This window comes from Campylobacter suis (genome assembly GCF_905120475.1).
In the GTDB taxonomy this organism is placed as follows: domain Bacteria; phylum Campylobacterota; class Campylobacteria; order Campylobacterales; family Campylobacteraceae; genus Campylobacter_A; species Campylobacter_A suis.
Map to the genome: position 1 here is coordinate 59,314 of NZ_CAJHOE010000002.1, position 19,365 is coordinate 78,678.

25 protein-coding genes are annotated in these 19,365 nt (G+C 39.0%); 13 read left to right on the top strand and 12 right to left on the bottom strand.

The genetic code is table 11. The features are described from left to right. Positions 1 to 17: 17 nt before the first annotated feature. The 5 genes from LQV35_RS05140 to LQV35_RS05160 are packed head-to-tail and all read right to left on the bottom strand — an operon-like array spanning position 18 to position 5,089. Complete coding sequence (locus LQV35_RS05140; protein ID WP_230056807.1) at positions 18 to 815, bottom strand: undecaprenyl-diphosphate phosphatase; 798 nt, start codon at positions 813 to 815, stop codon at positions 18 to 20. A gap of 59 nt (positions 816 to 874) precedes the next feature. Continuing rightward, positions 875 to 2,785, bottom strand: a complete 1,911-nt coding sequence (gene tkt, locus LQV35_RS05145) for a transketolase (RefSeq protein WP_230056808.1) — start codon at positions 2,783 to 2,785, stop codon at positions 875 to 877. Between the two features lie 2 nt (positions 2,786 to 2,787). Then, positions 2,788 to 3,633: a polyprenyl synthetase family protein gene (locus LQV35_RS05150; RefSeq protein ID WP_230056809.1), complete on the bottom strand. Its 846-nt coding sequence runs from the start codon at positions 3,631 to 3,633 to the stop codon at positions 2,788 to 2,790. After that, a complete protein-coding gene (locus LQV35_RS05155; protein WP_230056810.1) occupies positions 3,630 to 4,775 on the bottom strand; it encodes a DUF7488 domain-containing protein in 1,146 nt (381 codons plus the stop codon). The genes LQV35_RS05150 and LQV35_RS05155 overlap by 4 nt, the downstream gene beginning before the upstream one ends. Continuing rightward, positions 4,772 to 5,089 (bottom strand): YbaB/EbfC family nucleoid-associated protein, encoded by a 318-nt coding sequence (locus LQV35_RS05160; RefSeq protein ID WP_230056811.1) that lies wholly within the window; start codon positions 5,087 to 5,089, stop codon positions 4,772 to 4,774. Before LQV35_RS05160 ends, LQV35_RS05155 begins: the two co-directional genes overlap by 4 nt. A gap of 136 nt (positions 5,090 to 5,225) precedes the next feature. On the opposite strand from LQV35_RS05160, the gene infA reads away from it, so the two are divergent. From infA to panD, 13 genes are all read left to right on the top strand, one after another. Next, positions 5,226 to 5,444, top strand: coding sequence for a translation initiation factor IF-1 (infA, locus tag LQV35_RS05165; protein WP_009649712.1), 219 nt, complete (start codon positions 5,226 to 5,228; stop codon positions 5,442 to 5,444). Between the two features lie 304 nt (positions 5,445 to 5,748). After that, positions 5,749 to 5,862 (top strand): 50S ribosomal protein L36, encoded by a 114-nt coding sequence (rpmJ, locus tag LQV35_RS05170; RefSeq protein WP_169938237.1) that lies wholly within the window; start codon positions 5,749 to 5,751, stop codon positions 5,860 to 5,862. A gap of 3 nt (positions 5,863 to 5,865) precedes the next feature. Continuing rightward, the gene (gene rpsM / locus LQV35_RS05175) at positions 5,866 to 6,234 is read left to right on the top strand and encodes a 30S ribosomal protein S13 (RefSeq protein ID WP_230056812.1); all 369 of its coding nucleotides are present in this window, start codon (positions 5,866 to 5,868) and stop codon (positions 6,232 to 6,234) included. 13 nt (positions 6,235 to 6,247) lie between these two features. Next, positions 6,248 to 6,640 (top strand): 30S ribosomal protein S11, encoded by a 393-nt coding sequence (gene rpsK, locus LQV35_RS05180; protein ID WP_230056813.1) that lies wholly within the window; start codon positions 6,248 to 6,250, stop codon positions 6,638 to 6,640. 27 nt (positions 6,641 to 6,667) lie between these two features. After that, complete coding sequence (gene rpsD, locus LQV35_RS05185) at positions 6,668 to 7,294, top strand: 30S ribosomal protein S4 (RefSeq protein WP_230056814.1); 627 nt, start codon at positions 6,668 to 6,670, stop codon at positions 7,292 to 7,294. A 14-nt stretch (positions 7,295 to 7,308) separates the two neighbouring features. After that, the gene (locus LQV35_RS05190; RefSeq protein ID WP_230056815.1) at positions 7,309 to 8,319 is read left to right on the top strand and encodes a DNA-directed RNA polymerase subunit alpha; all 1,011 of its coding nucleotides are present in this window, start codon (positions 7,309 to 7,311) and stop codon (positions 8,317 to 8,319) included. A gap of 12 nt (positions 8,320 to 8,331) precedes the next feature. Then, a complete protein-coding gene (gene rplQ / locus LQV35_RS05195) occupies positions 8,332 to 8,688 on the top strand; it encodes a 50S ribosomal protein L17 (protein WP_230056816.1) in 357 nt (118 codons plus the stop codon). 192 nt (positions 8,689 to 8,880) lie between these two features. Continuing rightward, complete coding sequence (locus tag LQV35_RS05200) at positions 8,881 to 10,512, top strand: CTP synthase (RefSeq protein WP_230056817.1); 1,632 nt, start codon at positions 8,881 to 8,883, stop codon at positions 10,510 to 10,512. Continuing rightward, a complete protein-coding gene (gene recJ, locus LQV35_RS05205) occupies positions 10,502 to 12,076 on the top strand; it encodes a single-stranded-DNA-specific exonuclease RecJ (protein WP_230056818.1) in 1,575 nt (524 codons plus the stop codon). The genes LQV35_RS05200 and recJ overlap by 11 nt, the downstream gene beginning before the upstream one ends. Positions 12,077 to 12,123: 47 nt before the next feature. Then, positions 12,124 to 12,399, top strand: a complete 276-nt coding sequence (locus LQV35_RS05210) for a NifU family protein (protein WP_230056819.1) — start codon at positions 12,124 to 12,126, stop codon at positions 12,397 to 12,399. Continuing rightward, a complete protein-coding gene (locus tag LQV35_RS05215) occupies positions 12,380 to 12,934 on the top strand; it encodes a histidine kinase (RefSeq protein WP_230056820.1) in 555 nt (184 codons plus the stop codon). The genes LQV35_RS05210 and LQV35_RS05215 overlap by 20 nt, the downstream gene beginning before the upstream one ends. Continuing rightward, a complete protein-coding gene (locus tag LQV35_RS05220; protein ID WP_230056821.1) occupies positions 12,915 to 14,204 on the top strand; it encodes a UDP-N-acetylmuramoyl-L-alanyl-D-glutamate--2,6-diaminopimelate ligase in 1,290 nt (429 codons plus the stop codon). Before LQV35_RS05215 ends, LQV35_RS05220 begins: the two co-directional genes overlap by 20 nt. Then, positions 14,201 to 14,554 (top strand): aspartate 1-decarboxylase, encoded by a 354-nt coding sequence (gene panD, locus LQV35_RS05225; RefSeq protein WP_230056822.1) that lies wholly within the window; start codon positions 14,201 to 14,203, stop codon positions 14,552 to 14,554. The genes LQV35_RS05220 and panD overlap by 4 nt, the downstream gene beginning before the upstream one ends. Positions 14,555 to 14,601: 47 nt before the next feature. Here the strand turns inward: panD and LQV35_RS05230 are convergent, their stop codons facing one another. The 7 genes from LQV35_RS05230 to LQV35_RS05260 all read right to left on the bottom strand — a co-directional run bounded on the left by LQV35_RS05230 (position 14,602) and on the right by LQV35_RS05260 (position 19,360). Then, the gene (locus tag LQV35_RS05230) at positions 14,602 to 14,811 is read right to left on the bottom strand and encodes a hypothetical protein (RefSeq protein WP_230056823.1); all 210 of its coding nucleotides are present in this window, start codon (positions 14,809 to 14,811) and stop codon (positions 14,602 to 14,604) included. A gap of 248 nt (positions 14,812 to 15,059) precedes the next feature. Next, the gene (accA, locus tag LQV35_RS05235; protein WP_230056824.1) at positions 15,060 to 16,001 is read right to left on the bottom strand and encodes an acetyl-CoA carboxylase carboxyl transferase subunit alpha; all 942 of its coding nucleotides are present in this window, start codon (positions 15,999 to 16,001) and stop codon (positions 15,060 to 15,062) included. Beyond that, the gene (locus LQV35_RS05240) at positions 16,001 to 17,212 is read right to left on the bottom strand and encodes a beta-ketoacyl-ACP synthase II (RefSeq protein ID WP_230056825.1); all 1,212 of its coding nucleotides are present in this window, start codon (positions 17,210 to 17,212) and stop codon (positions 16,001 to 16,003) included. Before LQV35_RS05240 ends, accA begins: the two co-directional genes overlap by 1 nt. Before the next feature lie 41 nt (positions 17,213 to 17,253). Further along, a complete protein-coding gene (gene acpP, locus LQV35_RS05245) occupies positions 17,254 to 17,487 on the bottom strand; it encodes an acyl carrier protein (protein ID WP_230056826.1) in 234 nt (77 codons plus the stop codon). A gap of 58 nt (positions 17,488 to 17,545) precedes the next feature. Then, positions 17,546 to 18,289 (bottom strand): 3-oxoacyl-ACP reductase FabG, encoded by a 744-nt coding sequence (gene fabG, locus LQV35_RS05250; RefSeq protein ID WP_230056827.1) that lies wholly within the window; start codon positions 18,287 to 18,289, stop codon positions 17,546 to 17,548. Positions 18,290 to 18,303: 14 nt separating this feature from the next. After that, a complete protein-coding gene (locus tag LQV35_RS05255) occupies positions 18,304 to 18,750 on the bottom strand; it encodes a hypothetical protein (protein WP_230056828.1) in 447 nt (148 codons plus the stop codon). A 58-nt stretch (positions 18,751 to 18,808) separates the two neighbouring features. Next, a complete protein-coding gene (locus LQV35_RS05260; RefSeq protein ID WP_230056829.1) occupies positions 18,809 to 19,360 on the bottom strand; it encodes a cysteine hydrolase family protein in 552 nt (183 codons plus the stop codon). Positions 19,361 to 19,365 lie beyond the last annotated feature (5 nt).

The window sequence follows — 19,365 nt, forward strand, 5'->3', positions numbered from 1 at the left end:
CCGCTTAAATTTTGACACTAAAAGCCAAAAACCCAAAACAAAAATAATCCAAGTAAAATTCTATATATCACAAACGGTGTCATACTAGCACGAGATATAAGAGCCATAAAAAGCTTAACGCATATATAAGCACTTATAGCACTGATAATAACACCAAGTCCAAGCTCATTAAATGCTACTGGCTCGTTGCTTTTTACAAGCTTTAGCGTCTCAAGCCCGCCCGCAAGAACTATGATAGGTATGGATAATAAAAATGAAAAATTTGCACTTGCAACACGGGAAAAACCAAGCAAAAGTGCCGCACTCATAGTCACACCAGAGCGCGAAACGCCCGGGATTAAAGCTAATGCTTGAGCAAGCCCGATAATAAGAGCTAGGGCAATGGTTATGTTGTATTCATTTTTTAGTCCAGCTTTCTTATCTGCAAAGTACAAAACAAACCCAAAAACTATAGTTGTAGTAGCGATAACTAGCGGTTCTCTAGCATAAGCTGCTATAAAATCATGAAAAACCAGCCCAAAAATTCCAGCCGGTATCGTACCAAATATAACCGCCCAAACTACATTACTATCGCCAACTTTTTTACGCACTTTTATAGAAGCAAAGAAATCTAATAGCAACTTTAACAAACTATCTTTAAAGTAAAATAATATAGCAAGCAAAGTGCCTACATGCACGGCAACATCAAACGCAAGCCCCTGATCTGGCCAGCCCAAAAGCTCAGGCACAAGCACCAAATGTGCCGAGCTTGAGACAGGCAAAAACTCGCTAATCCCTTGAACTAAAGCAAGAACTATAATCTGTAAAGTATCCATAAGTACCTTTTTGCAAATTTTACTTGGTTGTTAAATACCAAAACGAACATTAAAATATATTAGTCCAAATTTTTAATAAAATTTGCTAATTTTTGTGGCTCAAAACCAAAATGCTCAAACAGTGCCTCAGCTTTACCGCTCTCACCAAAGCTCTTCATAGCATAAATCTCATCTGCAAATTTATACCACTCTAATGCACTTGCAGCCTCGATAGCTACAATCTTTGTTGATGGATCAAAAATCTGATTTAAATACTCTCTTGGCTGCTCACAAAGCAGGTCAAAGCAAGGAGCGGAGACAACATTTGTGGCGATATTAGAGTTTTCTAAAATTTCAGCCGCTTTTAGTGCAAGGCTAACCTCACTACCTGTTGCAACTAGCGTAAATTTCGGATCACTTGAGCGCTTTAACAAATAAGCTCCATTTGCCACACTACCAAAAACTCTCTCACCCAACGGCTCTAGGCTCTGGCGCGAGCAGACAAATGCCGATGGTGCATTTAGAGTAAGCGCTGTTTTCCAGCATTCAACATTTTCATTACCATCAGCTGGTCGGAAGGTATAAAAATTTGGCATTGATCTAAACTGTGCAAGCTGCTCGATAGGCTGATGTGTCGGACCATCCTCGCCAACGCCGATACTATCATGAGTAAGAACAAAAAAGTGTTTTACTCCCATAAGTGCCGCGATACGAGCACTTGGTTTTAGATAGTCACTAAATATAAAAAATGTAGCCGAATATGGCAAAAACAGTCCGTAACGAGCAAATGCATTATTTATCGCTGCCATAGCGTGTTCGCGGATACCATAGTGGATATTTTTGCCAGAAGGAAAATCTCCAGCATCTTTTAACTCAGTTTTGTTTGATGGACCAAGGTCTGCCGAGCCTCCAACCAAGCTAGGAACGGCTTTTGCGATAGCATTTAGTATCGCTCCGTTACTATCTCTAGTTGCCACCTTTTTACCAGTAAAATCTGGATATGAAATTTTAGAAAAGTCAGGGTTTAAAAGGTTATAAAGAAGCTCTTTTTTATCGCTATCAAGAGCTTGTAGTTGTTTGTCCCACTCAGCTTGCGCCAGATCTCCAAGCTCTATTGCTGCACGAAAGCGCAATAATACATCTTCATCAATTGCAAATTTATGCTCAGGATCAAAGCCAGCAGCTACTTTTGCCTCTTTAATAAGCTCTTCACCAAGTGGTGCACCATGGCTGTGATGACTTCCTTCAAGCTGCAATGCCCCTTTCGCGATGGTTGTATTTGCTATAATAAGATATGGTTTTTCTTTATTTTGCGCCTCGTTTAGCACAAATTCTATCTCATCAAAGTCATGTCCATTTATGCGAGCAACATCCCAGCCTTGCGCCTCAAAGCGAGCTTTTATATTCTCACTCCAAGCAACATTTGTATCGCCTTCGATAGTTATGCTATTTGAGTCATAGATAAGCACCAAATTATCAAGCACATGATGTCCAGCCAACGAGCAAGCCTCATAGCTTATGCCCTCTTCAAGGTCACCATCGCCGCAAAGACAGTAAATTTTATGGTCTATTATTTTGTTTTCTTCGGTGTTTAGTAAATTTGCAGCATATTTTGCAGCCATAGCAAAGCCAACAGCGTTTGCTACGCCTTGACCCAGCGGTCCAGTCGCTACCTCAACGCCAGGAGTGTGGATCTCAGGATGTCCTGGAGTATTTGAGCCAAGTTGGCGAAATTTTTTAAGCTCATCAAGACTTAAATCATAGCCGCTAAGATGCAAAAAACTATACACAAGCGAGCTTGCATGACCACCAGAAAAGACCAATCTATCACGGTTTAGCCACTTTGGATCTTTTGGATTATGTCTTAGTTTTTGACTTAAAACAACCATTATATCAGCTAGCCCCATCGGTGCGCCAGGATGTCCGCTATTTGCTTGCTGAACCATATCAGCACATAAAAATCTTATCGTATCGGCTTGTTTTTTTAGCATATTTATCCCTTTAAATGTTTATTTATTAGCTCATTTATAACTTGTAAAACGCCAGAATTTAGGCCTTTGCACTCATTTTGTATATCTTTTATCAAGACATCTCGCTCACTCCTTGCGCCATCAATGCCAAGCAAATTTGTAAATGAGTTTTTACTCTCATCATTTTTAGTAGGCTTGCCAGCCTCATCACTAGTAGCCGTAGCATCTAGTAAGTCGTCATGTATCTGAAATGCAAGTCCAAGCTTTAAGCCTAGCTCATAAATTTTATCACATTTTTGGCTATCGCAACCAGCTATCAATGCACCTATTTTTAGGCTTGCGGCTATTAGTTTTGCAGTTTTGTGAATGTGTAAAAATTTTAACTCATCAAGCTCAAGTTTTTTATTTTCAAAAAAACAATCAATAGCCTGCCCAAGCACCATGCCACTCACTCCAGCATTTTGGCTTAAAATTTCAACACACTGTATGCGAATTTCAGCACTAAAATTTGAGCGTGAAATTTCATAAAAAGCATGTGTATTTAAAGCATCTCCAGCAAGTATAGCAGTAACCTCATCATATCTTTTATGTATGGTAGGCTCACCACGCCTTAAAGCAGAATCATCCATGGCTGGTAAATCATCGTGTATAAGCGAATAAGTGTGCATAAGCTCCACGGCTAGCGCCACTCTCATAGCATCGTCAGTAAGCTCTGCAGAAAGAGCGTCTACAACACCAAGCAAAAGCGATGCCCGAAAATGCTTACCTCCAGCAAGCAACATACAAGAAAGAGCGTCATTGTAGTGAGGATGAAAACTACTTACGGATGGTAAATTTTGTTTTAAAAACTTACTAAATTTCTCATTCATCTTTGGTTGACTCTGGAGAAAAAGTTAAAGTCATTTCGCATAAATAAAAGCAAGAAGCTCTTTTCAAACGGCACTGCGTCAAAAAGCTCTTTACGAGTTTTATACTCCTTTAAATCAAGCTGTAAAATTTTATCTCCGACAGCTATACCAAATGCAGCAGCTTGGCTATCTTCTATAACCTTTTTAACGATTAAATTTCTATCTATTAAGATACCATATCGTTTTAAAATTTGTGCTCCAGCCGATGGATCATCATAGTTTTCTTCCATCTCAGCCACTGGCTCACTATCTTTAAAAAGTTCAGCAAGCGCTAACTTAACGGCCGGAGAAGCGTTGTTTTCGCTCTCTTGTATGACTAAAGATTTTGCACCACTTATCTCTCCAGATACAGGCACCATCAATGAAACTTCTTCGCCATCTCGCCAGACTTTTATATTTAGCACAGCGCCTTTGGGAGCAAAAAGTATCATCTCGTTTAATGCACGCAAACTAGACGGTTCAATGCCGTTTATGCTTAAAATTTTATCTCCAACCACCAAAGCTTTGCCCCTACCTATTGGATCAGACGAAACTACAAAAAAGCCCTTTTCATTTTGCGTAAAAACTACACCTATATCCCCATAATAAACATCATCATAAGCGGCAAAATGCTTTAAATAGCGATTAGGGATAAATTTATCCGCACCAATGGCTATGCCTAGCATCTTACAACAAGCCGAGTTTAGCTCTCCAGTTACATTACTATCAAAACTAAGGGTGTCAAAGTCACCTAGATTTACGCCAAGGGACTTGATATGCCCCATTAGGGTGTTGTTATTATCACTTAAAATTCCCACCCAAGTGCTTTTGTTTATCTGCGCTTCATTGGTCTCATCAGCCAAAGTGGGTACTTCTAGTGTTACCGCTGAGCGAACCAAATAAAGCCCTAAGTATGGGTCAAATTTTACATAATCATTTAAATTTGTCTTAGAGGTTTTTATAACGGCTATTAAATTTGGTGCTATGGCGACTCCGTAGTTGCCATTAACTGCCACTATCGAGCCTTTGTTTTTTACATAGCATGCATGAAAGTCATCTTGCGTAGGTCGTGGAGCAGCAAGCAAAATACCACAAAATAGCATAAAAAGCAAAATTTTTCTCATAGCTTTATTCCACCCAGATCAAGCCTGCCAAGCATGCGCGATGCCATCGCTTTTTTATCGTCATTTACCGCTTTTAGAGCGTCATTTATGGCGCTAATTAGTAAAATTTGCATACTCTCCTTATCATCAAGCAAGCTATCATCTATACTAATGTCTAAAATTTCCCCCTTGCCATTTGCGCGAACACTAACAAGACCTCCACCGCTCTTGGCGCCATACTCTTTAGCTTCGCTCTGAGCTTCTAGCTCCTGTGCTTTTTGCTGAGCCTGAGCAAGCATTTCGCCCATTTTTGAAAAATCAAAATCTTTAAACATCTTAAAAACCTTTAAATTTTAGCAAATTATAACAAAAAAAGATTAAAATTTTATATGAAATTAAAATTTAAACTTTGCTTAAAGCTATTTTATGTATAATCCAAAGTTTAAAAATTTTTAGAATTTAGAGGAATTTATGGCAAAAGATGATGTAATAGAGATTGATGGAAATGTGGTCGAGGCCCTTCCTAACGCAACTTTTAAGGTCGAACTAGACAATAAACATGTGATACTCTGTCACATCGCAGGCAAGATGAGAATGCACTATATAAAAATCATGCCAGGAGACCGCGTAAAAGTTGAGCTAACACCTTATAGTCTTGACAAAGGTCGCATAACTTATCGTTATAAATAGTCAGTATTTTCTGGCTTGCCCAAGTTGAGTTTTAGATTTTAGTCTCAAGAATGTGTTTTAGTTTTTACTTAAATTCTAATCCACTTATCCGATGCCATTTCTGCGTTTTTTTGCCCATAAATATAACACAGAAAAAGTTTTAAGCTATACATAATAAATTTTTCAGTATAATCCACACTTTGCAACAAAGCTGTATGAAGAATTATTTTCAAAGCCACCACTTGTTTTGAAAATAGTTGGTTTGATAACTCGTCAAACCTGTGTGCAGTTTGCTAAAAAGTGGAATAAATTTTTAGGAGACACAATGAAAGTTCGTCCTTCTGTAAAGAAGATGTGTGACAAGTGCAAAATTGTCAAACGTAGCGGTATCGTACGCGTTATCTGCGAAAATCCAAAACATAAGCAAAGACAAGGATAAGCGATGGCACGTATAGCAGGTGTAGATTTACCAAACAAAAAGAGAGTAGAGTATGGCTTAACATATATCTACGGCATAGGACTTCACAAATCTCGTCAAATTCTTGACGCAGTTAAAATTTCTTATGACAAGCGCGTTCATGAGCTAAGTGAAGATGAGGCTGCGGCTATCCGTAAAGAAATTCAAGAGCACCACATCGTTGAGGGTGATCTTAGAAAGCAAGTTGCTATGGACATCAAGGCACTTATGGATCTTGGTAGTTACCGTGGTCTTCGCCACAGAAAAGGGCTTCCAGTTCGTGGTCAAAAGACTAAGACAAACGCTAGAACTCGCAAGGGTAAGCGTAAAACTGTCGGCGCAGCGACTAAGTAGTTAAGGATAGACAATGGCAAAAAGAAAAATCGTTAAGAAAAAAGTCGTAAGAAAAAGTATAGCAAAAGGTATCGTTCATATCAGTGCTACATTTAACAACACTATGATTACTGTAACTGATGAGATGGGTAACGCTATAGCTTGGAGCAGCGCTGGTGGTCTTGGCTTTAAAGGTAGCAAAAAATCAACTCCATATGCAGCACAGCAAGCAGTTGAAGATGCGCTAAGCAAAGCAAAAGAGCACGGCATAAAAGAGGTCGGTATCAAGGTTCAAGGTCCAGGAAGTGGCCGTGAAACTGCGGTTAAGAGCGTAGGAGCAGTTGAGGGTATTAAGGTAACTTTCCTTAAAGATGTAACTCCACTTGCACACAATGGTTGTAGACCACCAAAACGCCGCCGCGTCTAATAATAGAGAATAAATAGGAGAATTATTATGGCTAGATACACAGGACCTGTTGAGAAGTTAGAAAGACGCCTTGGCGTTTCTCTTGCCCTTAAAGGCGAGAGAAGACTTGCGGGCAAGAGCGCACTAGATAAGCGTCCATATGCCCCAGGACAACACGGACAAAGAAGAGCAAAGATAAGTGAATATGGCTTACAGCTTCGTGAGAAGCAAAAAGCAAAATTTATGTATGGTGTGAGTGAAAAGCAATTTCGCCGCCTATTCCAAGAAGCAGCACGCCGAGAAGGCAACACTGGTGCGCTTTTGATTCAACTTTTAGAACAAAGACTTGATAATGTAGTTTATAGAATGGGCTTTGCAACAACTCGTCGTTTTGCTCGCCAGCTAGTAACTCACGGACACATTCTTGTAAATGGCAAGAAAGTAGATATCCCATCTTACAGAGTTGAGCCAGGACAAAAGATAGAAGTTGCTGAAAAATCAAAATCAAACCCACAGATAGTTCGTGCAGTTGATTTAACGGCACAAACTGGTATAGTTAGCTGGGTTGATGTTGAAAAAGATAAAAAATATGGAATTTTCACAAGAAACCCTGAAAGAGAAGAGGTTATCATTCCAATCGAGGAAAGATTCATAGTCGAGCTTTACTCAAAATAATAAAGGATATAATGATGAGAAAGATTACTACATCAGCTTATATGCCTACTGAGATTAAGGTTGAGAGTGTTAGTGAAAATGTTGCTAAGATTACTGCGTATCCGTTTGAAACTGGATATGCAGTAACTCTTGCGCACCCACTTCGCCGTCTGCTTTACTCAAGCACAGTTGGTTTTGCACCGACTGGTGTAAAGATAAAAGGCGTTAGTCATGAATTTGATAGCATGCGTGGTATGCTTGAAGATGTAGCGCTTTTTATTATTAACTTAAAAAATTTACGCTTTAAGTTAAAAAATGATAGCGAGCGTGAGGTTATAGAGTATAGTTTTAAAGGACCAAAAGAGATTACTGGTGCTGATCTTTGCAACGATATCGTAGAGATTGTTAATCCTGATGCATATCTTGCGACGATAAACGAAGATGCTAAGCTTGAGTTTAGTCTTATTATGCAAAAAGGTATTGGATATGTTTCAAGTGAGGATTTAAGAGATAGCATAGAGGACGGCTATATTGCACTTGATGCTTTCTTTACGCCAGTTAAAAAAGCTGTTTATGAGATCGAAAATGTCTTAGTTGAAGATAATCCAGACTTTGAAAAGATAGTCTTTACTATAACAACAGACGGACAGGTTGGTCCTATAGAAGCATTTAAAAATAGCCTTGAAGCAATGTATCAGCAAATGTCAGTCTTTAAAGGCGTACTTGATATAGATGTTAATGCTCCCCTTCCAAGTTCAAATTTAAGTGGTGAGCATGCAAAGCTTTTCTCTAGGGTTGAGGAGCTAAATTTAAGTGCAAGAAGCTTTAACTGTATCGACAAAGCTGAGATTCGCTTTATAGGCGAGCTCGCTTTAATGGATGAAAACGAACTAAAAGATCTTAAAAATTTAGGTAAAAAATCTCTTGATGAGATTAAAGCCGTTATGGAAGAGATCGGCTATCCCGTTGGCACAGATTTGCTAAAAGATAGCAAAGAACAGCTCAAAAAGAAAATAGCTGAGCTAAAGTCACAAATGAAAGAATAATAAGGACAGGTAATGAGACATAAACACGGATATAGAAAACTTGGTCGCACCTCATCTCATCGCTCTGCATTGCTTAAAAATTTAGCAATTGCGATCATAAAAAGCGGCAAGATCGAGACAACTCTACCAAAGGCAAAAGAGCTTAGAAGCTATGTTGAAAAACTTATCACAAGAGCTAGAAAAGGCGACTTTAACGCTCATAGAGCAGTTTTTGCAAGTCTTCAAGATAAAGAGAGCACAAACAAACTAGTTACAGAAGTAGCACCAAAATATGCTACAAGAAATGGCGGATACACTCGTATCACTAAAACTAGAATTCGCCGTGGTGATGCTGCCGAGATGGCTTATATAGAGCTAGTTAGCGAATAATTTATACATTCTAGAGAGCATACGCTCTCTAGAATATTACACTTTTTTGATATTTTACTTTTTTACATACAAATTCTCAGCTTTAAATTTTACTTGTAAAAATTGATTTTGTCCCCCATACTTCACCTTTTAATCCCATACTAAATTTAAAAAAGATATAATAAAGCATTAAAAAAATAAAAAAGGAAAGATATGAGCAAACAGACAAAATACATATTTGTAACAGGTGGTGTTTTAAGCTCTCTTGGCAAGGGTATCGCAGCAGCCTCTATAGCAACACTTTTAAAGCACTCTGGCTTAAAAGTAAGCATCTTAAAAGCTGACCCATACATAAATGTCGACCCAGGCACGATGAGCCCATTAGAGCATGGCGAAGTTTTTGTTACTGATGATGGAGCAGAAACCGATCTTGACCTAGGACATTACGAGCGCTTCTTGGATGAAAATTTAAGCCAAGATAACAACTTTACAACAGGCAGAGTTTATAGCTCTGTTATAGAAAAAGAGCGTAGAGGTGACTATCTAGGCAAAACGATACAAGTTATCCCTCATATCGTGGGCGAGATAGTTGAGCGCATTAAAAAGGCTGGCGAGGGCAAGGAAATTTTGATTGTCGAGATAGGTGGCACAGTGGGAGACATCGAAGGATTGCCATTTTTAGAGGCTATCCGTGCTCTAAAAAGTGAGGTTGGTCGCAAAAATGCGATGAATATCCACCTAACCCTAGTCCCATATATAAAGGTAGCTGGTGAACTAAAGACCAAGCCGACACAACACAGTGTTGGTGAATTGCGCCGCATAGGCATAACGCCAGACATGATCGTTTGTCGTGCAGAGATGGCGCTAAGTCGTGAGCTAAAAGATAAGATTGCTTTTAGTTGCGGAGTTGAACGAAACTGTGTTATTGAGAGTCAAGACTGTCAAAGCATATATCAAATACCGCTTTCATTTTTAAAGCAAGATATTTTGACGCCTATTTCAGAATTTTTAGGACTTGGGGAGCTAAAACCAAACATGCAAAACTGGGATAGCCTAGTAAAACGCATCATAGCCCCAACAAACGAAACCACCATAGCCTTTGTTGGCAAATATGTGGATCTAAAAGAGAGCTATAAAAGCCTCACCGAAAGTATCATACACGCTGGAGCCACACTTGATGCAAAGGTAAATTTAAAGTGGATAGATAGTGAAAAGATAGAAGATGAAAATGTCAATGAGCTACTTAAAGATGTTGATGGCGTCCTTGTGGCTGGGGGCTTTGGTGAGCGTGGGGTAAATGGCAAAATTTTAGCAATCAAATTTGCCCGCGAAAACAATATCCCGTATCTTGGGATATGTCTTGGTATGCAGCTTGCTCTCATAGAATTTGCTCGCAATGTTTTAAAACTGGAGGACGCAAATTCCGTTGAATTTAACAAAGAGTGTAAAAATAGCATAATCTATCTCATCGATAGCTTTATTGATGCTCACGGAAAAGAGCAGATACGCACGCATAAAAGCCCACTTGGTGGGACTATGAGACTTGGCTCATACTCATGTGATGTCAAGGCTGGTTCGCTTTTAGCTAAAATTTATGGCAATCAAAAGCATATCATCGAGCGTCATCGCCACCGCTTTGAGGCAAATCCTCAGTATAAAACAGCATTTGAAAAGGCGGGACTGCAAATAAGTGGCACAAGTAACGGGCTTATAGAAGTTGCTGAACTAAAAGAGCATAAATTTTTCATCGGAGTGCAGTTTCACCCTGAATTTACAAGCCGCCTAACAAGACCAAACCCAACTATACTTGGTTTTGTCGGCGCAAGCTTGGACAATGCTAAGTAAGGAAAATATCAGGAATTTACTTGAGCTTAGATTTGAAAAAGATATTCATAAAAAGCTTTCAGAAATTCCTAAACCAAGCGCCCTAAAAGACATATATAAGGGTGCAAATCGCATAAAAGAGGCAATAAAAAATAACGGACACATCGGTATCGTTGGGGATTATGATGTGGACGGTGTTATCTCGAGTGCGATAATGGCTGAATTTTTTGATGATATAGGGGTAAAAAACTATCAAGTTCGCATACCAAACCGCTTCAAAGATGGCTACGGGCTAAACCCTGAGATCATTGATGAGCTTGGCGATGTAAGCTTGATAATAACCGTTGATAATGGTATTAGCGCGCATGAAGCGGCACAAATTTGCTCTGAACGCGGGATAGATCTGATCATCACAGATCATCACATGCCACCACCAGAGCTTCCAAAAGCCTACGCTATTATCAACCCAAAACAAGATGATTGTGAGTTTCCAAATATCGAAATTTGCGGTGCGCAGGTAGCATGGTATGTTGTTGGTGCACTTAAAGAGGTGCTTGGCATTGAGTATGATATGGCAAATTTTTTAGATTTGCTTGCCATTGCTATTATCGCTGATATGATGGAGCTTCGCGACATGAACCGTCTTCTTGTAAGGCTTGGAATTTCGCGTATAAATAGCTCAAAGCGTGTAGCATTTAGGGCTATAAAAGAGTACTACGGTAAGGATAAATTTGAGTGTGATGACATTAGTTTTCTCATCGCCCCTCTTATAAACTCGGCTGGCAGGATGGACGATGCGATTAATTCATTTAACTTTTTACACACCAAAAATTTAAAAGAGGCAAATGATTATCTTGATATGATTGTAGATTTTAATAACTCGCGCAAGGAGGAAGAGCGAGCACTTTTTGAAAGCTCATTAAAAGATGTAGAAAATGATGAAAATATCATCGTTACATGGGGCGAAAACTGGCATGAGGGCGTTATAGGCATAGTTGCAAGCCGTTTAGCAAAACACTTTAAAAAGCCAGCGATCGTCTTTAGTATCGATAAAGGGCGCGCAAAAGGCAGCGCAAGAAGCGTTGGAAAGCTTGACATACTTTCGCTTATAGCCCAACACTCATCACTTTTAAGCAGCTACGGTGGTCATAAGGGTGCAGCGGGTCTTGTTTGTGAGTCTGAGAATTTGCAAAAATTTAAAGAGGCTATAAATGGCTCATGTTTTTTGATGGATATGCATAAATTTTGCCGTTCTGATGAGCTTTTAGGCGATATAAGTGCCAATGAGATTGATTTTGAGCTACTTGAAATTTTGGAGTTTTTTGAGCCTTACGGACAAAAAAACCCTCGGCCAATATTTCAACTAAGCCAAGCAACAGTCAAAAATGAAAGAGTGATAGGCAAAGAGCAAAACCATCTAAAGCTCATTTTAGAAAAAGATGGCAAAACACTTGAAGCACTATTTTTTAACTTCACACGCCATGTTCGCGTGGGAGAAAATATCGATATAACATTTTCAATCTCAAAAAACTCATTTCGCGGGCTTGTAACACCGCAACTGTTAATCCGTGAGTTAGTTGAGTGAAAATTTAAATTTTAGTTGTATAATAAATGTAAAAATTGGAGAGAAAGATGATACCATTTAGTGATGAAGAGCTGCTAAAACCCGTGCAGATAACGCTTAATAAGGTTCGCCCTATGCTACAAAATGATGGTGGAGATATGGAACTTTTGGGTATAAAAAATGGCAAAATTTATGTTAGGCTGGTCGGGCACTGCCATGGTTGCGCCGCTAGTGGCACGACACTAAAATACGGCATAGAGCGACAACTTCGCATAGATATACACCCTGAGCTTGAAATTATAAATATACCGCTAGGCGAGGACTTTGACATTGACAAATTATAAAAAATTAGGGCTTAAAAGCTTTAAACGAGCTAAATTTGATGAAGCTGCGACATATTTTTCGCTTGCTTATGAGCAAGAAAAAAGCGAAAATTTACTCTTTTTCATCATGCTTTGTAGCCTTGCCAAAGAGAGTCCGGACGAGGCAAGAATGCTCTTTGAATACTCATTTAGCAAAGACGCTCGCAATGAAGACAACAGCCTAAACGAGATACTTGAAGTGCTTGAAAGCAAAAGTATCGAGTCAGATGATGAGCTTGAAGAACAAGATGCCATAATGTATGATGACTTTAAGCGTTTAAGCAATCAAAATGGCTTTAAAAAAACATTTGAAAATATCATGTTTTCTACTCGCGTCATGATCTCGAACAAGGATGACTTTTTGGAGTTCGTTCGAGATCTTATAAAAAATGACTTTTTGGAAATGAGCATAAACTACCTAGAGAGCGCAGCGGTGATGTTTGGTGCCGATGAGCGTATAGATGAACTTTTTGCTGAAGTAAAAAAGAGAAAAAACGATGAAAATTTACATAGATAAAAATTTTATAACAGACAACTCCACAGAGTGCGAAAGCGGTTGTTACTTTTTAAAAACTAATGCAAATGAGCGCTTTGCAGATGACGCAAAACGCAAAGGGGCAGAGGTTGTTGACGCACAACAAGCCAAAGTCTTGCTGGGTATAGACCAAAATTTGCGCATCATAGGCATAACTGGCACAAATGGCAAAACGACAACCGCAACACTCATAGCCCACGCCCTAAATGCACTTGGTCATAAAACAGCTTTGGCTGGTACTCGTGGGGCATTTATCGGTGATGAGCGCATAGATGTAAAGTCGCTCACAACTGCTCCCGTTCTTGGCACGCTTGGATATTTAGTAGCGGCTACAAAAGCCAAATGTGAGTTTTTGGTAATGGAAGTAAGTTCGCATGCCATTGCACAAAACCGTATTGATGGGCTAGAGTTTGCGCTGAAAATTTTTACAAATCTCAGTCAAGATCATTTAGACTATCACGGAACAATGGATGAATACGCTCGTGTTAAAAACAGCTTTTTAGCCGATGAGAGTATAAAGATAATTAACATAGATGATAAATTTGTAAAATTTAACCCTATAAATGCGACCACTTACTCGCTTCATAACGCTGACTTTTCGCCAAATAGCTTTAGCTTAGATAGTGGCATAATGGCTGACATAAAAATGCCAAACGGCACAGCTGTAAATTTGCATTCGAGTCTTCAAGGCGAGTTTAACTTACAAAATTTACTAGCCGCATTTGCAGCACTTTGGAGATTAAATGTAGCAAGCGATGATAAAATAGTTGCTGCCCTTAAGACATTTAAAGGCGTAGAAGGACGCATGCAGGTTGTCTCAAGAAACCCCCTTGTTATTGTAGATTTTGCTCACACTCCTGATGGTATGGAGAAAATTTTGCAAGCTTTACGCCATAAAAAGCTAGTTGTTGTCTTTGGTGCTGGTGGCGATAGAGACCGAACAAAACGCCCAAAAATGGGTGCTATCGCACAGCATTATGCTCGCTTAGCCATTGTAACAAGCGATAACCCACGCAGTGAAGAGCCAGAGGCTATTATCGATGAAATTTGCACTGGTATGAAGCTGGATAACTCGGTTTTGCGTGAAGCCGACAGAGCAAAAGCCATAAAGATAGGGCTTGAAAATCTACAAGAAAACGAAGCTTTAGTAATACTTGGCAAAGGTGATGAGGATTATCAAGAGATTAAGAGTGTAAAACACCATTTTAGTGATGCTGAAATTGTAAATGAAATTTTAAAGGATAAAAAATGAAAATAGAAGTGCTAGCTGGTAAAATCCACCGCGCAACAGTAACAGACGCAAACCTTAACTATGTGGGCTCTATCAGTATAGATGAAAAACTGATAGAAGCCGCTGGACTTTGTGAGTGGCAAAAGGTTGAAATTTTAAATGTAAATAATGGAGAGCGCTTTAGTACTTATGTCATAAAGGGCTCAAAAGGGCAGATCTGTCTTAATGGCGCAGCTGCTCGCAAGGTTTGCACTGGCGATATCGTAATAATCGTTGCATACACGACTATGAGCGAAAAAAAAGCTAAAAAGCATAAACCAAAAGTAGTAATGGTAAATGAAAAAAATGAGATAGTAAAAGCAAAAATTTAATTACAATCTATCATAAGCTCTTGGCAAAACCACCAAGAGCTATATATTTAAGCTAGTTTGCCTAACTTATCCTTTAAAAACTCGCCAAACTCATCTTGTGTCAAAACACGCTTGCCGCCAAGAGCAGCCTTTGCCTCTTTGCCAAGTTCTACTAAAACCTTGCGATTATCAGCACTTTGAGACTTGCCATGCTTTTTAAGGATGTTGTTTAACTCATGATCTTCTGAGAAATTCACTAGCTCTGCGTCTTTTGCCATGTTAGCTCCTTATAAAAATGTAGTAATATTATAGCTTAAATTTTGTAAATATATAGACTTATGAAAGAAAAATTTTTAAGCCTTTTTGGCTTTTTATAGCAGTTTTAGAATATTTTAGTTAGATACATAGTGATATCTTAAGTACTTTATAATTAGCAAAATATTAATTAAGCGGATAAATTTTATAAAAAAGGTTTCAAATAAAAAGTCTTTATTTTAAAAAGTTTTAAAATTTTAAAATAAAAGGTTTATTTGTTCTCTTCATAAACTCCGATACTTAAAATTTTATCTAGCCGAGTTGATACAAGCTCATCTATCTCAAGCTTTTCAAGCTTTTCAAGCTCATTTACAAAGTACTCACCAAGTGCCTTTGCTGCGCTATTTTTATCGCGGTGAGCTCCATTTACAGGCTCAGCTATGACATCATCTATAAGATTTAAAGACTTAAGGTCATCAGCAGTTATCTTCATCACTTTTGTAGCCTGCTCTTGTTTACTTGGGTCATTCCAAAGTATCGCGGCACAGCCCTCAGGCGAAATAACAGAAAAAACTGAATTTTTCATCATCGCCAAGCGATCAGCCACACCTATGGCCAAAGCACCACCACTTCCGCCTTCGCCTATCACAACAGCTATGGTTGGTGTTTTGAGATTTGCAAATTCAAATAAATTTCTAGCTATTGCTTCACTTTGCCCTCTCTCTTCTGCTCCTACACCAGGATATGCACCTGGAGTGTCTATCAGAAATAGTATAGGTAAGTTAAATTTTTCAGCCATTTTTGCAACTCTAAGTGCCTTTCGATAACCCTCAGGATGTGGCATACCAAAGTTGCGTTTTAATTTATTTTTTGTTCCCCTGCCCTTTTGCTCGCCGATAACAACAACTTTCTTGCCAGCCAAATATCCGATAAAGCAAACTATGGCAGGATCATCACGATATGCTCTATCGCCGTGAATTTCATAGTAATCATTAAGCAAAAGCTTAACATAGTCAATAGAGTAAGGTCTGTCAGGATGACGCGCCAGCTGAAGTCTTTGGTATTCATTTAGGTTTTTATAGACCTTATTTACCTCTTTTTCAAGATTCTTATTTAAAATTTCAACCGCGTGCTCGTCGCCTTTGATTTTTGCACTTGCAATATCATCGTCTATTTGCTTGATACTCTTTTCAAAGTCTAGATAGCTTGACATTACTTAACCTTTTTGAAAATAACCGATCCGTTTGTTCCACCAAAGCCAAAAGAGTTGCTCATTATGGCATTTAATTCTGCCCTTCTAGCAACATTTGGAACATAGTCAAGATCGCACTCAGGGTCGGCTGTAAACTGATTTATAGTAGGAGGTATGATACTATCGCGCATAGCCATCAACGAGATAACAGCTTCTATCGCACCTGCACCACCTAAGCAGTGGCCAGTTTGACCCTTGGTAGAGCTTACCGGTGGGGTGTTGCTACCAAAAATTTCTTTTAATGCAGCAGTTTCATTCTTATCATTTGTCGGAGTTGAAGTACCATGCGCATTTACATAGTCTATCTTGATATCGCCAGCCATTTTAAGAGCTTGTTTCATTGCACTTACTGGACCTTCAAGGGTAGGCGCTGTTATATGATGAGCATCGCCACTTTCGCCAAATCCAACTATCTCAGCGTAAATTTTTGCCCCTCTAGCTTTTGCACTCTCATACTCCTCAAGAACAAGTGCTCCTGCTCCCTCTCCCATCACAAAACCATCTCTTTCGCCATCAAATGGTCTTGAAGCATGCTGCGGATCGTCATTTCTTGTAGAAAGTGCCTTCATCGCAGCAAAACCGCCGACGCCAACACCGCATATCGTAGCCTCAGCACCAACAACAAGCATTTTCTCGGCTTGTCCTAGCATTATACATTTAGCACCTTGTGATATGGCGTGAGTTCCTGCTGCACAGGCTGTTACGCTTGATAAATTTGGACCCTTAAGTCCGTGGTTTATCGAAACTATACCGCCAAGCATATTAACAAGCGCAGATGGAATGAAAAATGGCGAAATTCTCTTAACGCCTTTTTCCATTAATATTTGTGAATTTTTTTCTATATTTGGCAAGCCACCTATTCCAGCAGCTGAGCTTACGCCAAACATATCGGCGTCAAAGTCTGTTAAATTTGCATCTTCGATAGCCTCTTGTGAAGCCTTGATACCAAGCTGTATAAAACGATCGACCTTTTTAACTTCCTTGCCATCCATAATTGTGTTTGGATCAAAGTCTGTTATCTCAGCTGCTATTTGAACAGGAAAGTCTGTTACATCAAATGATGTTATGCGTTTTACGCCACTTTTCCCCTCACAAATAGCCTTAAATGAGCTCTCTTTATCAAGCCCAAGCGCGTTGATCATGCCGATGCCTGTTACTACAACTCGTTTCAATGCTTCTCCTTAGTTTTAAGTAAAGTAAGTAAATTTTGAGATTACTTGCCTATTTTTTCTACATAAGTTACTACATCAGAGATACTTATAAGCTTTTCAGCTTCACCATCTGGGATCTCTATGCCAAATTTTTCCTCAAGTGCCATAACAAGCTCAACCACATCAAGACTATCAGCACCCAAGTCCTCTATGATTTTTGATTCAAGCTTTACAGCATCTGGTTCAACGCTAAGTTGCTCTACAACCACATCTCTTACATCATCAAATATTGCCATTTTTGTTCTCCTTATAAAAAATCGCCACTATTTTATAATATTTAAGCTTAAATTAGCCCTACATATAAAGTCCGCCGTTTATTTTAAGCACCTCACCAGTCGTGTAAGTCGCATAATCGCTCAGCAAAAATGCCACGCCATAAGCTACCTCTTCGGCACTTCCCATGCGTTTTAACGGTATATTTTGCTCATAACTTGCACGCACTTCATCGCTTAAAACAGCTGTCATTTCAGTTTCTATAAATCCCGGAGTTATAGCGTTAAAACGCACATTTCTACTAGCTCCCTCTTTGGCAAAGCTCTTGCTCATCGCTATCATTCCCCCCTTGCTCGCAGAGTAATTTACCTGTCCAGCATTTCCCATCTCGCCAACGATTGAGGCGATATTTACAACTGAACCAAAGCGTTTTTTACTCATCACTTTTAACGCCTCTCTACATCCTATAAACGCACTTGTTAAGTTTGCATCTATCACGCCCGTAAATTCATCTGTTTTCATGCGGAGTGCTAGTTTGTCATTAGTAATGCCTGCGTTATTTACAAGGTAACTAAGCTCACCATCGCATTCAACTATCAAATTTATAGCCTTTATGAACTCATCTTCATCTGTTACATCAAATTTCACAACCGCAGCCTGTCCGCCAGCAGCTACGATCTCGCTCATCAAAGCGTCTGCTATCTCTGGTTTTGAGCGGTAATTTATCCATACTTTTAGACCCATTTGAGCTAAAATTTTAGCTATTTGAGCACCTATGCCACGGCTAGCACCTGTGATTAAAACATTTTTTCCTGAAAATTTCATTTTTTATCCTTTTATTAATTTTTCTCTATTGAAACGCCTCTTAGTCCGATATTACATTTTGATTTTGGATCAAGGCTGTATGATATGCTTGTGATTTTGCCGGTAACTATGTAGTTTTTGCCTTTGCTTAGAGTTGCGATATTATCGGCACTTGCAGATCCTGGCACATAGGTGATATCTGCACTATTTGACTTAAATGAAGCGGTGTTGCCAAGCAGTGTATGAGATGATATGTTGGTTAGTTTGGCTTTAAATTTTATCATTTTTTCATTGTAGTTTTGAACCGCTCTTGCTTCATTTTCTTTCCACTCCTTACATATCACATTTGGCTCTATCTCTGTTGCAAGCACTGCACCGCTAGTAACTTTGTTAATACTATTTAGAGCATTTGAAACCTCGGCACAACCAGCAAAAACTCCAGCCAAGGCAACAGCTAAACTAAATTTTAAATACCTTTTCATCTTTTTCCTTTGTATTTTATTTTTTAAACATATAAATTTAACAAATTTTAGGTTAATTTTACAAATTTTTTAAAATTTCATCGGTTGTTTTTACATCCGCAAAAATTCCATTCATCGCAGCCATAAATGCTATGTGAGCGGTATTTGCGTCTATCTTTGTGCCGTTAAACTCAAGCTCTTTTGTGGTGCAAGCATCATGAGCCAGACTCACGCTAAAGCCCTTTGCAACGGCTGAACGCACGCTAGTATCTATACACATGTGACTCATCATGCCGCAAATTACGAGATTTTTAATATCTAAGCGTTCTAGCTCATATCCTAGTTCAGTGTTTAAAAATGCGTCTGGAAAATGCTTTATAACTACAAATTCGCCATCTTTTGGCGTTAATAGCTCATGTATTTGCACGCCGTTTGTATTTGGTGCGAAAAATGGAGCATTTTCGCCCTCAAAAATATGCTGAACATGAAAAATCGGCGCATCTAGCTGTCTAAATTTTTCAAGCAAAGCTTTTGCATTTTGTGCTGCCTTTATCGGCTCGTAAAGCTCGGATTTGCCGCCTTGAAAATAGTCATTTTGTATGTCTATTATTACAAGTGCTGTATCTTTCATCTTTT

Coding starts and splice junctions, on each gene's coding strand:
- panD (WP_230056822.1), top strand. CDS start 14,201: ATGAAAATAGAAGTGCTAGCTGGTAAAATCCACCGCGCAACAGTAACA.
- LQV35_RS05160 (WP_230056811.1), bottom strand. CDS start 5,089: ATGTTTAAAGATTTTGATTTTTCAAAAATGGGCGAAATGCTTGCTCAG.
- LQV35_RS05220 (WP_230056821.1), top strand. CDS start 12,915: ATGAAAATTTACATAGATAAAAATTTTATAACAGACAACTCCACAGAG.
- tkt (WP_230056808.1), bottom strand. CDS start 2,785: ATGCTAAAAAAACAAGCCGATACGATAAGATTTTTATGTGCTGATATG.
- LQV35_RS05230 (WP_230056823.1), bottom strand. CDS start 14,811: ATGGCAAAAGACGCAGAGCTAGTGAATTTCTCAGAAGATCATGAGTTA.
- LQV35_RS05260 (WP_230056829.1), bottom strand. CDS start 19,360: ATGAAAGATACAGCACTTGTAATAATAGACATACAAAATGACTATTTT.
- LQV35_RS05150 (WP_230056809.1), bottom strand. CDS start 3,633: ATGAATGAGAAATTTAGTAAGTTTTTAAAACAAAATTTACCATCCGTA.
- rpsM (WP_230056812.1), top strand. CDS start 5,866: ATGGCACGTATAGCAGGTGTAGATTTACCAAACAAAAAGAGAGTAGAG.
- LQV35_RS05210 (WP_230056819.1), top strand. CDS start 12,124: ATGATACCATTTAGTGATGAAGAGCTGCTAAAACCCGTGCAGATAACG.
- LQV35_RS05255 (WP_230056828.1), bottom strand. CDS start 18,750: ATGAAAAGGTATTTAAAATTTAGTTTAGCTGTTGCCTTGGCTGGAGTT.
- acpP (WP_230056826.1), bottom strand. CDS start 17,487: ATGGCAATATTTGATGATGTAAGAGATGTGGTTGTAGAGCAACTTAGC.
- rplQ (WP_230056816.1), top strand. CDS start 8,332: ATGAGACATAAACACGGATATAGAAAACTTGGTCGCACCTCATCTCAT.
- LQV35_RS05140 (WP_230056807.1), bottom strand. CDS start 815: ATGGATACTTTACAGATTATAGTTCTTGCTTTAGTTCAAGGGATTAGC.
- accA (WP_230056824.1), bottom strand. CDS start 16,001: ATGTCAAGCTATCTAGACTTTGAAAAGAGTATCAAGCAAATAGACGAT.
- rpsK (WP_230056813.1), top strand. CDS start 6,248: ATGGCAAAAAGAAAAATCGTTAAGAAAAAAGTCGTAAGAAAAAGTATA.
- fabG (WP_230056827.1), bottom strand. CDS start 18,289: ATGAAATTTTCAGGAAAAAATGTTTTAATCACAGGTGCTAGCCGTGGC.
- LQV35_RS05190 (WP_230056815.1), top strand. CDS start 7,309: ATGAGAAAGATTACTACATCAGCTTATATGCCTACTGAGATTAAGGTT.
- rpmJ (WP_169938237.1), top strand. CDS start 5,749: ATGAAAGTTCGTCCTTCTGTAAAGAAGATGTGTGACAAGTGCAAAATT.
- recJ (WP_230056818.1), top strand. CDS start 10,502: ATGCTAAGTAAGGAAAATATCAGGAATTTACTTGAGCTTAGATTTGAA.
- infA (WP_009649712.1), top strand. CDS start 5,226: ATGGCAAAAGATGATGTAATAGAGATTGATGGAAATGTGGTCGAGGCC.
- LQV35_RS05200 (WP_230056817.1), top strand. CDS start 8,881: ATGAGCAAACAGACAAAATACATATTTGTAACAGGTGGTGTTTTAAGC.
- rpsD (WP_230056814.1), top strand. CDS start 6,668: ATGGCTAGATACACAGGACCTGTTGAGAAGTTAGAAAGACGCCTTGGC.
- LQV35_RS05155 (WP_230056810.1), bottom strand. CDS start 4,775: ATGAGAAAAATTTTGCTTTTTATGCTATTTTGTGGTATTTTGCTTGCT.